Annotated in this window: 11 protein-coding genes; 4 read left to right on the top strand and 7 right to left on the bottom strand. The window is 69.8% G+C overall.

Going from position 1 to position 14,515, the window contains the following annotated elements; translation table 11 throughout:
- Window positions 1–14: 14 nt before the first annotated feature.
- Window positions 15–692, bottom strand: a complete 678-nt coding sequence (locus ACFYOY_RS21500) for a uracil-DNA glycosylase (protein WP_351893964.1) — start codon at window positions 690–692, stop codon at window positions 15–17.
- A gap of 93 nt (window positions 693–785) precedes the next feature.
- Window positions 786–1,874, bottom strand: coding sequence for an exo-alpha-sialidase (locus ACFYOY_RS21505; RefSeq protein ID WP_351893967.1), 1,089 nt, complete (start codon window positions 1,872–1,874; stop codon window positions 786–788).
- A 356-nt stretch (window positions 1,875–2,230) separates the two neighbouring features.
- On the opposite strand from ACFYOY_RS21505, the gene ACFYOY_RS21510 reads away from it, so the two are divergent.
- Both ACFYOY_RS21510 and ACFYOY_RS21515 read left to right on the top strand, forming a co-directional pair.
- Window positions 2,231–3,310 (top strand): NADH:flavin oxidoreductase/NADH oxidase, encoded by a 1,080-nt coding sequence (locus ACFYOY_RS21510; protein WP_351893970.1) that lies wholly within the window; start codon window positions 2,231–2,233, stop codon window positions 3,308–3,310.
- A gap of 92 nt (window positions 3,311–3,402) precedes the next feature.
- Window positions 3,403–3,786 (top strand): ArsR/SmtB family transcription factor, encoded by a 384-nt coding sequence (locus ACFYOY_RS21515; RefSeq protein WP_388588849.1) that lies wholly within the window; start codon window positions 3,403–3,405, stop codon window positions 3,784–3,786.
- On the opposite strand, the gene ACFYOY_RS21520 is transcribed toward ACFYOY_RS21515, so the two are convergent.
- The 3 genes from ACFYOY_RS21520 to ACFYOY_RS21530 all read right to left on the bottom strand — a co-directional run bounded on the left by ACFYOY_RS21520 (window position 3,700) and on the right by ACFYOY_RS21530 (window position 7,507).
- The gene (locus tag ACFYOY_RS21520) at window positions 3,700–5,106 is read right to left on the bottom strand and encodes a nucleobase:cation symporter-2 family protein (protein WP_351893973.1); all 1,407 of its coding nucleotides are present in this window, start codon (window positions 5,104–5,106) and stop codon (window positions 3,700–3,702) included. The genes ACFYOY_RS21515 and ACFYOY_RS21520 overlap by 87 nt on opposite strands.
- Window positions 5,107–5,271: 165 nt before the next feature.
- On the bottom strand, window positions 5,272–6,615 hold the full coding sequence (locus ACFYOY_RS21525) for an FAD-dependent oxidoreductase (protein WP_351893977.1): 1,344 nt from the start codon (window positions 6,613–6,615) through the stop codon (window positions 5,272–5,274).
- Window positions 6,616–6,829: 214 nt separating this feature from the next.
- Window positions 6,830–7,507 carry a DUF305 domain-containing protein gene (locus ACFYOY_RS21530; protein ID WP_388588853.1) on the bottom strand — a complete coding sequence of 226 codons (678 nt, stop codon included), beginning with the start codon at window positions 7,505–7,507 and terminating at the stop codon, window positions 6,830–6,832.
- 192 nt (window positions 7,508–7,699) lie between these two features.
- Here ACFYOY_RS21530 and ACFYOY_RS21535 point away from each other — a divergent pair, with 192 nt between their 5' ends.
- A complete protein-coding gene (locus tag ACFYOY_RS21535) occupies window positions 7,700–9,181 on the top strand; it encodes a hypothetical protein (RefSeq protein WP_351893984.1) in 1,482 nt (493 codons plus the stop codon).
- Window positions 9,182–9,193: 12 nt separating this feature from the next.
- On the opposite strand, the gene ACFYOY_RS21540 is transcribed toward ACFYOY_RS21535, so the two are convergent.
- Both ACFYOY_RS21540 and ACFYOY_RS21545 read right to left on the bottom strand, forming a co-directional pair.
- Window positions 9,194–9,835, bottom strand: coding sequence for a helix-turn-helix domain-containing protein (locus ACFYOY_RS21540; protein ID WP_351893986.1), 642 nt, complete (start codon window positions 9,833–9,835; stop codon window positions 9,194–9,196).
- 173 nt (window positions 9,836–10,008) lie between these two features.
- Window positions 10,009–10,722, bottom strand: a complete 714-nt coding sequence (locus tag ACFYOY_RS21545; protein ID WP_351893990.1) for an HAD-IA family hydrolase — start codon at window positions 10,720–10,722, stop codon at window positions 10,009–10,011.
- Between the two features lie 810 nt (window positions 10,723–11,532).
- Between ACFYOY_RS21545 and ACFYOY_RS21550 the strand changes: the two genes are divergently transcribed.
- Window positions 11,533–14,370 (top strand): AAA family ATPase, encoded by a 2,838-nt coding sequence (locus ACFYOY_RS21550; RefSeq protein WP_351893993.1) that lies wholly within the window; start codon window positions 11,533–11,535, stop codon window positions 14,368–14,370.
- The last annotated feature ends 145 nt before the right edge of the window (window positions 14,371–14,515 follow it).

Raw genomic sequence — 14,515 nt, forward strand, 5'->3', positions numbered from 1 at the left:
CTGGAACGATGGGGTCAGGGAAGGCGCCAGTCCACGGGTTGGGCCCCCTGCTGTACGAGCAGGTCGTTGGCGCGGCTGAACGGACGTGAGCCGAAGAACCCGCGGTCGGCGGACATGGGGGAGGGGTGCGCGGACTCGACCGCCGGAAGGCTGCCCAGCAGCGGCCGTACGTTGCGGGCGTCGCGGCCCCACAGGATGGACACCAGGGGGCGGCCGCGCCCGGCCAGCGCCCGGATGGCCTGCTCGGTGACCTCTTCCCAGCCCTTGCCGCGGTGGGCGGCGGGCCGGCGCGGGGCCGTGGTGAGCGCCTTGTTGAGCAGCAGGACGCCCTGCTGGGTCCAGGGCGTCAGATCGCCGTTGGACGGGCGCGGCAGACCGAGGTCGGTGTGCAGCTCGCGGTAGATGTTCTCCAGACTGCCGGGAAGCGGCCGGACCTCGGGCGCCACCGAGAAACTGAGCCCCACCGCGTGTCCGGGCGTCGGATACGGATCCTGACCCACGATCAGCACCTTCACCTCGTCGAAGGGCTGCTGGAAGGCGCGCAGCACATTCGGCCCGGCGGGCAGATAGGTACGGCCTGCCGCGATCTCGGCCCGCAGGAAGTCGCCCATCGCCGCGATGCGTTCCTCGACGGGCTCAAGTGCCTTGGCCCAGCCCGCTTCCACAATCTCATTCAAGGGTCGTGCTGCCACACCGCGTCACTCTAGTGGCTCAGCGGGTGGCCGCGTGCCGCCTCGCGATCACTCTCAGCCGATCACGCTCAGCCGATTACGCTCGCGATCACTTCAGCCGATCACGGCGGCCCGGACACACAGCACATCCGGGAGGTGACGGGCGATCTGCCGCCAGCTCTCGCCCTCGTCGGCGCTCGCGTACACCTCGCCGTTGCGATTGCCGAGGTAGACCCCGACCGGATCGGCGTCATCGGTGCGCAGCGCGTCCCTCAGCACCACCCCGTAGTGGAGCTCGTCCGGCATCCCGGCGGAGCGCTCCTCCCAGGTGGCGCCCGCGTCCTCGGTGCGGAACACCCGGCAGCGGAAGCCCGGGGGGTAGCGGTCCGAGCCGTCGTTGACCGGGAAGACGTACGCGACGCCGCTGCGGCGCGGATGGACGGCGACCGCGAAGCCGAAGTCCGCCGGGAGGTCCTTGCCGATCTCGGCCCAGTGCGCCCCGCCGTCGTCGCTGCGGTACACCCCGCCGTGGTTCTGCAGATAGAGCCGGTCGAGGTCGACCGGGTCCCGGGCGACCTTGTGGACGCACTGTCCGAACTCCGGGTACTGATCCGGCAGGAAATCCGCTTTGAGCCCGCTGTTGGACGGCGCCCAGCTCTCTCCGCCGTCCGCGGAGCGGTACACCCCGCCGGAGGACACGGCGACCATGAGCGCCCGCGGGTCCCTCGGATCGGGGACGACCGTGTGCACGGCCTGCCCGCCGAATCCCTCGCCCCACTCCGGCCGCTGCGGGTGGTCCCACAGGCCGCGGACGAACGCGAAGGTCTCCCCGCCGTCCTCGGAGCGGAACAGCGCGCCCGGCTGGGTGCCCGCGTAGACCACCCCCGGCTCGTCGGGCCCGGCGGGCTGCAGCTGCCACACCCGCTCCAGCGAGGTGTCGGTGCCCTCGGGGAACTTCACCGCGGGCTTGGCGGGCTCGTGCCAGCTGCCCCCGAGGTCGTCGGAGCGGAAAACCGAGGGGCCCCAGTGCGAGCTGTCCGCACCGGCCAGCAGCCGGGGGCGGTCGCCCCGGGTGTCGATGCCGACGGAGTAGACCGCCTGCATGGGGAAGTGGGGGCCGGTGAAGTCCCAGCCCTCTCGGCCGCCGCGGCGGCCGAGGAAGAGACCCTTGCGGGTGCCGACGGCGAGCAGGACATCGTTCATGACGGCTTCACTCCTTGGGGTGCGGGTGCGGGTGCGGGTGCGGGTGCGGGACGGACGGCGGAAGGAACGGCGAAGGAACCGGTGAGCGGATCAGAAGGAATCGGTGAGCGGATCAGTGGAGGGGAAGGCGATGTGTCCGGCATCACAGAGTCTGCACCCGGCCACCGACAACCGGAGGGAGCGCGTCCGCATTTATCTGAGGGTGTCCATGTCACCGCAGGTCGCGGGTGCCTGTGCCGGCGGGGATCAGGCTCGCTCGTACGAAGGGCTTCGTAATTTGACGATCGTCGTACTACGGTGGTTACCGTACTACCGCGCGGTCCGGCCGGGCCCCGCGAGGAGAAATGGAGACGTTCATGAGTGCCCTCTTCGAGCCCTTCACCCTGCGGTCGCTGACCATCCCCAACCGCCTCTGGATGTCGCCCATGTGCCAGTACAGCGCGGATGGGGCCGAGGGTGCCGGGGTTCCGCACGACTGGCACTTCGTCCACTACGGCGCCCGCGCCACCGGCGGCACCGGGCTGATCCTGGTCGAGGCGACGGCCGTCTCCCCCGAGGGCCGCATCACCCCCGGAGACCTCGGCATCTGGAACGACACGCAGGTCGAGGCGTTCCGTAAGATCGTCGGCTTCCTCAAGGGGCAGGGCACGGTCCCGGGCATCCAGCTCGCCCATGCCGGCCGTAAGGCGTCCACCGACGCCCCCTGGAGGGGCGGTGCGCCGCTCGGCGCCGACCAGGGGAGCTGGCGGACGCTGGCGCCGAGCCCGATTCCGTTCGACGAGGGTCATCCGGTGCCGGAGGAGCTGTCCGTGGAGCGGATCGGCGAGATCACCCGCCAGTTCGCGGACGCCGCACGGCGCGCGCTCGCGGCCGGTTTCGAGGTGGCCGAGATCCATGGCGCCCATGGCTACCTCATCGGCGAGTTCCTCTCCCCGCACACCAACCACCGCACCGACGGCTACGGCGGCTCCTTCGAGAACCGCGTCCGCTTCGCCCTGGAGGTCGTCGACGCGGTCCGCGCGGTCTGGCCGGAGGACCTGCCGTTGTTCTTCCGTATCTCGGCCACCGACTGGCTGGAGGAGAACGGCTGGACGCCGGAGGACACCGTCCGGCTCGCCGCCCTGCTGAAGGACCATGGCGTGGACCTTCTCGACGTCTCCAGCGGTGGCAACGCCGCCGGTGTGCGCATTCCGACGGGGCCGGGCTACCAAGTGCGGTTCGCCGAGCGGGTGCGCCGGGAGACCGGGCTGCCGGTGGCCGCCGTCGGGCTGATCACCGAGGCGGAGCAGGCCGAGAAGATCGTCACCAACGGTGAGGCGGACGCCGTCCTGCTGGGCCGCGAACTGCTCCGGGACCCCTACTTCGCCCGCCGCGCGGCGACCGAACTGGGCGGCCAGGTGCGCAACCCGGACCAGTACCACCGCGCGGTCCGGTAACCCGGATCGCCACCGTTCCCTCCTGGACTGAAGTAGTACGGCGATCGTCAAACTACACTGGAGGTCACGGAACGAGGCGATGAGGAGCAGCCGTGCAGACGCAGACCACGTCGACCGGGCCCCAGCCACAGGCGACCGGGCGCTCGATGGAGCATCCACGGCGCGAGGCGATCCGCCTCGAGGATGTGCTGCACGCGCTCTCCGACCCCATGCGGATGCGGGTGGTGCGGACGCTCGCCGAGGAGTCCGCCGAGCTGACCTGCTCGGTCATCGACCTGCCGGTCAGCAAGTCCACCACCACCCACCACTTCCGGGTGCTGCGCGAATCCGGGGTCATCCATCAGATCTACCGGGGCACCGCCAAGATGAACGCGCTGCGCCGGGAGGACCTAGACGCGCTGTTCCCCGGTCTGCTCGACAGCGTCCTCGCCGCCGCGGCTCTCCAGGAGGGGCGCCTCGGCGGCGACCGGAGCTGAAGCCCGCCCGCCCGGCAGGTGGTTGAAGAGCAGATTGAGCGCGATGGCGGTGACGCACCCGGCGCTGATCCCGCTGTCCATCACCGTCTGGAACCAGTTCGGGAACTCCTCGTAGATCCCCGGTACGCCGACCGGCAGCAGCCCCACGGCGACCGACACCGCGACCACGGTGAGGCTGTGGTTGTCCCGGAAGTCCGCCCCGGCCAGCGTGCGCAGCCCGCTCGCCGCGACCGTACCGAACATCACCAGACCCGCCCCGCCCAGCACCGGCGCCGGGATCGCCGCCACCACCGCGCCCAGCTTCGGGGCCAGCCCGAGGAGCACCAGCATGCCGCCCGCGGCCGCCACCACCCAGCGGCTGCGCACCCGGGTCATCCCCACCAGGCCGACGTTCTGCGCGAAGGCGGTGTACGGGAAGGTGTTGAAGACCCCGCCGAGCACGGTCACGGCGCCGTCCGCGCGCAATCCGTCCGCCAGCCGCCGCCTGTCGACCGGGCGCCCGGTCATCTCGCCCACCGCGATGAAGTCGCCGGTGGTCTCGGTCATCGTCACCAGCGCGACGACCAGCATGGACACCACGGCCGGCGTCTCGAACGTGGGGGAGCCGAAGTGGAACGGGGTGGAGACGCCGACCCAGTCGGAATCGCCCACCCCGGAGAAGTCGGTGAAGCCCAGCGGTATCGCGGCCGCCGTCCCGGCCACGATGCCCACCAGCACCGCGACCCGGCTCAGGAAGCCGGGCGCGAAGCGCTGGACGGCCAGGACCAGGACCAGCACTCCGGCGGCCAGGCCCAGGTTCTTCGGCGCGCCGAAGTCCGCCGCACCCTGGCCGCCCGCCGCCCAGTTGCCCGCGACCGGCAGCAGCGAGAGGCCGATGATCAGTATCACCGTGCCGGTCACCAGCGGCGGGAAGAACCGCAGCAGCCGCCCGAAGACCGGCGCCAGCAGGATCATCGCCACCCCGGCCACGATCACCGAACCGTAGATCGCGCGCAGCCCGCCGCCCTCGGTGCCGATCAGCACCATCGGGGTGACCGCCGCGAAGGTGCAGCCCTGCATGATCGGCAGTCGGACGCCGAACCGCCACAGCCCCACGCACTGCAGCACCGTGGCGATACCGCACAGCAGCAGATCGGCGTTGATGAGATACGCCAGATCGGCGGGCGACAGCTTCATCGCGCCACCGACGATCAGTGGCACGGCCACCGCACCCGCGTACATGGCCAGTACATGCTGCAGTCCGAAGGCGGCGAGCCGGCCGGGCGGCGGCACCTCGTCCACGGGATGGCGTATGGACACGGGAGGACGTACGGACGGCATGGCGGCTCCTCGCGCGGCGACGGGATGGGCGACGGATCAGGGTGACGCGACCGTAGAGGGCTTAAACAATCTGTTGATTTCAGGGGTGTTGCCGCCGTGTGTCAACCCCTCTGACAGCGCGGACCCGGGGACCGCCGGCGAAGCCCGACCGGTGCCCCGCCCGGTTCACTCCTGCTCGCGCGCCGCGCCCAGCAGCCCCGTCCAGTCCGGAATCTTCACCTTCGTACGCCCCAGCGCCTCGCCGAGCGCCTCCTCGGCCGCCTCGATCCGCAGCCAGCCGGTCCACTCCACCGGCTCCACCCCCGCCTCGCGCAGCGCCCGCAGCGGATCCGCCACCACCGGGCGGGCGGCGAGCGCCTCCGCGTCGGCCAGCAGCGAGGCCACGGTCTCCTTCGCACACGGCCGGTTGGTGCCGATGACCCCGGTCGGCCCGCGCTTGATCCACCCCGCCACGTACTCCCCGGGCGAGGGCTCACCGCCGCGCAGCACCCGCCCCGCCGCGTTGGGGACCGTGCCGCGCTCCTCGTCGAACGGCAGCCCCGGCAGCGGCACACCCCGATAACCCACCGACCGCAGCACCAGCGGCGCCTCGATGTCCTCGAAGACCCCGGTGCCCGCGACCCCGCCGCGCCCGTCCGGCGCGGTCCGCTCGAAGCGCACCGCGCGCACCGCGCCCTCGCCCAGCAGCGCCACCGGCCGCAGGAAGAACCGCAGATGGATCCGGCGCGGCCGGCCCACGGGCGCGCGCCGCGCCCAGTCGCGCAGCACCTCGACATTGCGCCGGTTGACCGCCGGCAGCCCCGACGGATCCTCGTACCCCGGGTCCAGTGCCAGCTCCTCGGGGCGCACCAGCACCTCGGCGCCGGTCAGCGAGCCCAGCTCGCGCAGCTCCTTGGTGGTGAACTTCGCCTGCGACGGCCCGCGCCTGCCGACCATATGGATGTCCGAGACCCGGCTCTGGGACAGCGCTCCGAGGGCGGCGTGCGGCACATCGGTGGGCCGCAGCTCCTCCGCGCCGCGGGCCAGGATGCGCGCCACGTCCACCGCGACATTGCCCACCCCGACGACGACGGCGGAGTCCGCCCCGAGCGCGAAGGCGTCGCCGGTCGCGTCGGGATGGGCGCTGTACCAGGAGACGAAGTCGGTCGCGGAGAAGCTGCCCGCCAGCTCCTCGCCCGGAACGCCGAGCCGCCGGTCGGTCGCCGCCCCCACGCAGTAGACCACCGCGTGGTAGAGCTCCAGCAGCCGCTCGGGCACCAGCGGGGCCGGGCCCACATGCACATGGCCGAGAAAGCTGACCCGGGGGTGCTCCAGGACCGCGCGCAGGGTGTGCTGCAGCGACTTGATCTTCTCGTGGTCGGGCGCGACACCGTAGCGCACCAGCCCGTACGGACAGGGCAGCCGGTCCAGCACATGCACCGACACCTCGGGGACAGCCTGCTGCTGGACGAGCGCTTGGGCGGCGTACACCCCGCTCGGCCCGGATCCGACGACCGCGACGCGAAGCACGAAGGAGCCCCTTCCGCAGGATGTCTCCAGCATCCCACCCGGCGGGGCGCCGTGTCCGGCACTACGCGCCGGGGGACCGGTCCGGGTGACGCCTCCCGGCCACCGGTCCACGGGCCCGCGACCGCGCCGCGAGCCCGGTTCGACGAGACGTGGGACCCAACGGCCCTGCACGGCCCCGTACGCTCCTCTACGAGATCCGCCTGCGGCTGTCTGCCTACGACATCCGCAGCATCCGCCGAATCTCGCTGCTCTGCTGCGCGATCACATCGCCCGCCATCTCCTCCACCCGGATGTTGTTCCCCTGGGCCAGCACATCCGTGGCCATGGAGACCGCGCCCCGGTGATGGGCGATCATCAGCTTGAGGAAGAGCGTGTCGAAGTCGGCGCCCTCGGCGTCGCGCAGCCGCTTGAGCTCGGCCGCGGTGGCCATCCCCGGCATCTTCGCGTCATGGCCCTCATGGGCACTCTCGTCGGCCTTCGGCGCGCCGCCGTTGGTCTTCTGCCAGGCGCGCATCGCCTCGATCTCCGGCTTCTGCCCGGCCGCGATGCGCTCCGCGAGCCGCTTGACCTTCGCCGACCCGGCACGGTCGGTGGCGAGGTCGGTCATCACCAGGGCCTGTGCGTGGTGCTCGATCATCATGCGGACGTAGGAGCGGTCTGCCGCGTTGGGGGAGTCGTCGTCCCCCGCCTTCGCCGCCTCCTCGGCCGACAGCTTCTTCGCCGCCTCGCCGGGCTTGCCCGGCGCGATCACCGCGGGCTTCCCGTCCTTGCCCTTTCCGGCGTCGGCCCCACCGCCGCTCTCCGCGTCACAGCCGGTCAGGACGAGTGCCAGGGCCGCCGCCACGGCGGCCGCGAGGGATGCGGTGTGGAGCGTCGTACGGCGGTTCAACACCGGGGCCTCCTGGGGCGCTTGGGATCCGCAGACCGTCTTAGCACGTCAGCGGCGCGACCGGTCCGGGCGCGTTGGGAAATTCTCTTTACGAACATGTTGCTACCTGTTGTGGTGTACATGGATAGAGCGATACTTCCCCCGGTCCGTCAATCGTTCAACTCCGAACGGGGACGGCGAAAAAGGGAGGACGCAGTGAAGCCGTGGGAAAGACCTCCGCAGCGGCGCAGATATCTCGGCGCGGCCGCGGCCGCCTTCGGGCTGGTGGCCACCTTGCTGGCCGCGGGCCCGGCGGCCGCGACGCCCGACCCCGGTGAGGCCCCGCACAAGGAGCGGGTGACGAAGGGTCAGCAGTCGGAAGCCAGGGCCGCCATCGAGAACGGCGACATCCCCGGGGTGGACCAGGTGGTCCACAGCGACAATGTCAGCCACCTCACCAACATCCCCAAGCAGGACCTCAAGGGCATCGACACCGACCTGGCCTTCCAGGGCAAGTACGCCTTCGCGGGCAACTACGACGGCTTTGTCATCTACGACATCAGCCGGCCGAAGAGCCCGAAGATCGTGAGCCAGGTGCTCTGCCCGGGCTCGCAGAACGATGTGTCGGTCTCAGGAGACCTGCTCTTCCTCTCCACCGACTCCTCGCGCAGCGACAACTCCTGCACCAGTACCACCCAGCCCGCGACCGAGAAGTCCTCCTGGGAGGGCATGAAGGTCTTCGACATCAGCGACAAGCGGAACCCCCAGTACGTCGCCGCCGTCGAGACCTCCTGCGGTTCGCACACCCACACCCTGGTGCCCGAGCGCAAGGACGTGTACATCTACGTCTCCTCGTACGCGCCCAGCGCCACCTTCCCGGACTGCCAGCCCCCGCATGACGGCATCTCCGTCATCAAGGTGCCCCGTAAGGCGCCCGAGAAGGCGGCTGTCATCGACTTCCCCGTGCTCTTCCCGGACGGCGGCAACCCCGGCGGGCCCACCAACCCCGGCGTCTCCCAGACCACCGGCTGCCATGACCTCACCACGTTCCCCAAGCTGAAGCTGGCGGCGGGCGCGTGCATGGGCGACGGCGTCCTGCTCGATATCGCCGACCCCGCGAAGCCGAGGGTCATCGACCGGGTCGAGGACAACGTCAACTTCGCCTTCTGGCACTCGGCGACCTTCAACGAGCGCGGCACCAAGGTCGTGTTCACCGATGAGCTGGGCGGCGGCGTCGCCGCGACCTGCAACACCGAGGTGGGTCAGGACCGCGGCGCCGACGGCATCTACGACATCGTCGGCAAGGGCGACAAGCGCAAGCTGGTCTTCCGGAGCTACTACAAGATCCCGCGCCACCAGGCCGACACCGAGAACTGCGTCGCCCACAACGGCTCGCTGATCCCGGCCAAGGGCCGCGACATCATGGTCCAGGCGTGGTACCAGGGCGGCGTCTCTGTCTGGGACTTCACCAACTCCGACAAGCCCAAGGAGATCGGCTACTTCGAGCGCGGGCCGCTCTCCAGCGACACGCTCATCACCGGCGGCTCCTGGTCCGCGTACTACTACAACGGCTACATCTACTCCAACGACATCGACAAGGGCTTCGATGTCCTGAAGATCCACGACCGGCGCACCGACAGCGCCGCGTCGGTCCGGCTGCGCGAGCTCAACGCGCAGACGCAGCCCGACTACCGCTGAGCGCCCGTCCGTTCACTGCAGCGTGCTCATCCGGCTCCCGTCGGGCGGCTCCTCGCCCGGCGGGAGGCCGAGCTCCCAGTCCAGTCCGTAGCGGTGGAACAGCTCCGCCCGCAGCCGCTCGGGTGGCATCGGCGCCCCCGGCAGCAACACCGCGACCACCGCGCCCATCAGCAGGGCGCGCAGCAGCCGGTAGTCGGTCTCGGGGTCCTCGGAGCCGTAGCGCGTGACGGTGTCCCGCAGCAGACCGGCCAGCCGCTGCTGCTCGGGGCACTGGATGAAGCCCTCGGCCGTGAGGATCCCCGCCATATGCGTCCGCATCAGCCGCGGCCGGTCCCGGGCCAGCCCCAGGATCGCGTCGATCGCCCGCGCCATCAGCTCCCGCCCGGTCTCCTCGCCCTCCGGACGCGGCTCCCGCTCGAGCCCCCGGGCCAGCTCCATGTGCATCAGCCGGTGGACGGCCGTCTGCAGCAGCTGCCGCTTGCCCGGGAAGTAGTACGAGACCAGGCCGCGGGCCGCTCCGGCCCGGTCGGCGATATCGGCGAGGGTGGTCGCCTCGTAGCCGTGCTCGTCGATCAGCTCGACCGTCGCCTCCAGCAGACGGACCTGGGATCGGCGGCGCAACTCCTCATTGACCGACGGGCTTCGGGGGACCATGCTGTAACTCCTGCGTTGGCTGGCTGTCAGCCAATATACTCAGGCGACGTTCGGTTGTCCGCCGATCCCTTGAGGGCGGCCGCATGTCTCCGCCGGTTCGGGCGACACGGGGGGATCGCCCGAACCGGTGGGTCCGCCCCGTGGGGTCCCTTCTGGGCTTCGTCCCGCGGGGCCTAGGGGGCCGTGGCGGCGTCCGGCAGCAGGCCGAGAATCGCGCGCAGGGCGTCCGGACGCCGGTCCACCGGGAGATGGTCCACCAGGTGGACCCGGCAGCCCAGGGCCGCCGCTCCCGCGTCCGCCCGGCGGTCGTCGCCCACCATCACCGCATCGCCCGGGGCCACTCCCAGCGCGTCGCACGCGGCCTGGAACAGTCGCGGGTCGGGCTTCTGGACCCCGTGCTCGTACGAGAGCACATAGGCGTCCACCAGCGGGTCCAGGCCGTGGGCGCGGAAGACCGGCCGCAGATCCCAGCCGATGTTGCTGACCACCGCGATCCGCACCCCGCGCCGGCGCAGCTCGCCCAGCACCTCGGGGGCGTCGGGGTAGGGCCGCCAGGCCGCGGGTTCCATATGGCGGTCATAGAGGGCGTCGTAGAGCTCGGGGTGGGGCAGCGGCACCTCGCGGGCCATACCGGTGAAGGCGGCCCGGTGCAGCTCGGCGCTGCGGTCCCGGACGGCCCACACCTCTTCCAGGTGCGGCGGCACCGCGAGCGGCGGGGCGCCGCCGGGCAGCGCACCGGCCTCCTCCAGGCCCCGCGCGTACCGTACGAGCTCCTCGTCCGGGACCGCGGTCCCGCTTTGCTCCAGCACGGTACGGAGCCAGGACTCGGTGGACTCGATTCGGAACAGCGTCCCGGAGAAGTCGAACAACGCACCCTTGACGGTCACGGTTCACGCTCCCTCGTCTCTGATGTGGCTAGGAGCCAGGACTTCCGGCATCGTATGCCGCGGGTCCGGCCGCGGGACCGGTCCACGGCGCACCCGTTTCGGCCGATTTGCAGGCAGATAAATCCCGGCCAAATCACGGCGAAGAGTTTAGGGGAATCATGGGGCGGCGGCCGTTTATGGTCGCGCTGTCGCGGTGATCATATAGGGGTCAATCCCCGTATCTCCGTGACGAGTCGGGGGCAGACATTATCTGCTGAGGGGCGAGGAGGTTGCCGGGAATGGTACGCGACATGACTTTGAGGCAACCGGGGGACGGCCGCAGGTTGGACACTTGCCGCTCCGGAGCCCGCTGGGACGGGTGCGGAGCGGCGGCCGGCCGGGGCGGCTGCTGGTAGACCACCAGCTTTGCGCAGGGCAGGAATCTGCCGGATCCATAATCGGTTCAGAGTCTGAGGTGCATTCGCGTCGGCATGCCGCATATCGCATTTCTCCTGCGCGTCGGCACCGGCGGCGTCCCGCCCTTCTCGGGGGTGCGAGGACGGGGCCGCCCGCTCAGTCGGGCACGTTCGCACGGGGGTCGGAAACCGTGGCTCATCATGATCGGTGGAAGGTTTCGCTCCGATTGTGACTCTGCTTGTATGAACGTCAAGGACATGGGCTCCCACCGGAGGTGATCCAGATCAGGGAATCAGCCGCCGTCGGCGCAGCGGTTATCTGTCTCGTCAGAGAAGCGTTCTTCCGCAAGGTGGGATGACTGCGGAGATCAACTCATCGCTGAGACGTACACCCCCACAGCGAGGACTGATGAGTATGAGACTGACAGATTATCAATTCGAGCTTCGCGACGTCCTCGACACGGCAGCACGAGGCAACGGTGGGCTTCTCCAGGTGACCGGCGGGCCCGGTGTCGGAAAGACCTCCTTATTGGGAAGTCTGAAGGAACAGGCGGCCGAGTCGGGTGCGGTTTGTCTTATGGCGTCCGGATTCGCGGACGACACCGCCATCCCGTTCAATATAGTGGAACAGCTGATCTGGTCCTCCGCGTTCACAGCTGAATTGGACGTGGTGGCGCGCTGGAGGACTGCCGGAGAGCGGTATTCGGAAGCCGAACCCGGCATGCTGAGAAGCCTGGTCCGTGAAATATCCGATGTGCTGCACCGTATCGCGGGAGGCAAGCAGCTGATCATCGCGGTTGATGATGCCGAGCATGCCGACTACCCCTCCCTCATGTGCCTTCTGCATATCGCCAGGCATGCCTCCGGCACCCGCACGCTCGTCGTGATGACCGGCGGGCAGGCGCATCAGTTGTGCGCCAGGACGCACAGCTTCCATGAGCTCTACAAGATCAAGATCGATACACTCCCGGAATCCGGGGTCGGACACCTGCTGGAGCGGCACAGCGACGCCGGCCTGGCCGACCGGATCCGCGCCTCCTGCCACGCCGTCAGCGGTGGCAATCCCAGACTGGTCAAGGCCCTGCTGCGCGACCATCTCCAAGCCGCTCCGGGCGGGGCGGAAAGAGAGGTCACCGTCGGCGCGGAGTTCCAGGAGGCTTATCGCGGGTGCCTGTTATCCCATCCGGCGTTGCTCCAGGTGGCACAGGCCCTCGCCGTGCTGGACCGGTACGGCAGCCCGCGGCGGGCGGCCAGTCTGCTCGGCTGTGGCCAGGAACGCGCGGCCCGGGCCCTCACCATCATGAACTCCGCGGGACTGCTGGAGGACGGACGTTTCCGGCACCCCGCGGCGCGATCCGTCACGCTGGAGACGCTGGCGGCCGAGGACCGGGCCCGCCTCAGCGCGAAAGCGGCCGAACTTCTGTATGCCGACGGGGCCGACCCGATCGCGGTGGCGGAACTCCTGATCACCGCCGACAAAACGCCCGACCAAAAAGGCGTCACCGTGCTCTGGCACGCGGCCCAGAAGAATCTCGACCACGGCCGTACGGAGGAAGCGATCGCCGGCCTGCGGCTCGCCGCCCGCGCCGACCTCGGCCGCCGGGAGCACATGGACATTCTCATGGCACTGGTCGGGGCGTTATGGTCCAGCAATCCGGCGACCGCCGAACCCGAACTGGACCGCCTGATGGCCGCGATACGAGAGGAATTCCCCGCGGACATCCCCGAGCGGTATCTGTGCTTCCTGCTGTTCATGGTGCTGTGGTTCGGCCGGTTCAGCGATGGGGAGGAAGCCTTCAAGTGGCTGTCGGGCGGTGGTGGCACCGATAGTTCGTCCAGCGTGGCCGCTCTGCGGGTGACCCGACAGTGGGCCACGTTCCTCAAACCGACCCTGATCCATGACTTCCCCGAGCAGGCTTCCTCGGACGGGGAAGTCGACGGACTATGGGCGGCCAACCTGGAGCACGGTCTCCAGCTCTCCGTCGACGAATTGGGCATGGAGATCGGGCATCTCCAGGATCCCCGGCAGGTGGCGGACTTCTCTCCCGACGCCATGCACCTGTTGTCGCCCTCCAACCACTTCTGGTTCGCCTACGCATACGCCTGCCGGATGGTCTGGGCATTGGCCGCGAGAGGAGAAGCGGAAGCGGCGGACCGGCTGTGCGGCGCGCTTTTCACCGCGGCCGACAAGCTGAACCTGAAGACGCCCGGAGCCGTCGCCCTGTCCATGCGCGCCTACATCAGATGCCGCCATGGGGACTTCACCTCGGCCATCGATCTCGCCGGCACCGCACTGAAGTCCATCCCCCCGCGCGGCTGGGGCGTCGCCATCGGATTGCCGCTCTCCGTTCTGGTGGCGGCCCACACCGCCATCGGCAGACTCGATGAGGCCCAGCGGTATCTGCATTACTGGGTGCCGAAGGAAATGTTCGACAGCGTGGTGGGATTGGAGTACCTCCGGGCTCGCGGACAGTACTGCCTGGCCACCAACCGCCCCTACGCCGCGCTGAACGATTTCATGGTGAGCGGGATGCTGATCGACCAGTGGCCCGTGGACTTCGGCGACCTGGCGCCCTGGCGCATCGACGCCGCCGAGGCGTATCTGCATGTCCAGGAGTCGGCGGAGGCCAAAAGGCTCGCCCTGGAAGAGCTCAAGCTGTCGCGCGACCGCCCCCTGAGCACCCGTGGCCGAGCGCTGCGCGTTCTGGCCATGGCCGAGGACCCGGACAAGCGCAGGCTGCTCCTCTATCAGTCCGCCAAGTGTCTGCGCGAGCACGGCGACCGTTTCGAACTCGCCCGTACGCTCGCCGAGCTCAGCCAGGACTTCCTCAGCACGGGGGAAACCCAACAGGCGCGCAGCACCTGGCATGAGGCGCAGAAGCTGATGGACGAGTGCGGGATCAGCGCCCAGCACGAGAGCCGCAGGGACCTCGTCATGGACGGCGCCGAGAGCCCCGCGGACGCTCGACTGTCGGAAGCTGCCGGGGGTGCCGGGGAGTCCGAGGAGAGAGACCCCGGCGCATCGGCCGAAGGCGCCGAGCAGCCCGTCCTTTCGGAGGCCGAGTGGCGCGTGGCGACACTGGCCGCGTCGGGGATGTCGAACCGGCAGATCGCCAAGAGCCTCTACATCACGGTCAGCACCGTGGAGCAGCATCTGACGCGCATCTACCGCAAGCTCTCCGTGGGAAATCGGCAGGAGCTGTCCCGTCGCCTGTGGCTGCTCATCGGGGCCACCGGATCGTCCTCCTGCTGACCGTCCTGCCGCCGAGGCGAGGGGAGACACCTGCCCCCAAGCCAAGGGGGCATAGGGGAGTGGTTAGGGGAGTGGGGGTCCGGTGCGCGGACCAGACTTGTCCATCCGTAGGGCGGCGCAGTGGTGGCGACGAAGCGACTGACGG

Origin of the sequence: Streptomyces sp. NPDC007875 (assembly GCF_042868035.1) — a bacterium.
GTDB lineage: Bacteria > Actinomycetota > Actinomycetes > Streptomycetales > Streptomycetaceae > Streptomyces > Streptomyces antimycoticus.

Coding starts and splice junctions, on each gene's coding strand:
- ACFYOY_RS21520 (WP_351893973.1), bottom strand. CDS start 5,106: ATGCCGTCCGTACGTCCTCCCGTGTCCATACGCCATCCCGTGGACGAG.
- ACFYOY_RS21550 (WP_351893993.1), top strand. CDS start 11,533: ATGAGACTGACAGATTATCAATTCGAGCTTCGCGACGTCCTCGACACG.
- ACFYOY_RS21505 (WP_351893967.1), bottom strand. CDS start 1,874: ATGAACGATGTCCTGCTCGCCGTCGGCACCCGCAAGGGTCTCTTCCTC.
- ACFYOY_RS21540 (WP_351893986.1), bottom strand. CDS start 9,835: ATGGTCCCCCGAAGCCCGTCGGTCAATGAGGAGTTGCGCCGCCGATCC.
- ACFYOY_RS21510 (WP_351893970.1), top strand. CDS start 2,231: ATGAGTGCCCTCTTCGAGCCCTTCACCCTGCGGTCGCTGACCATCCCC.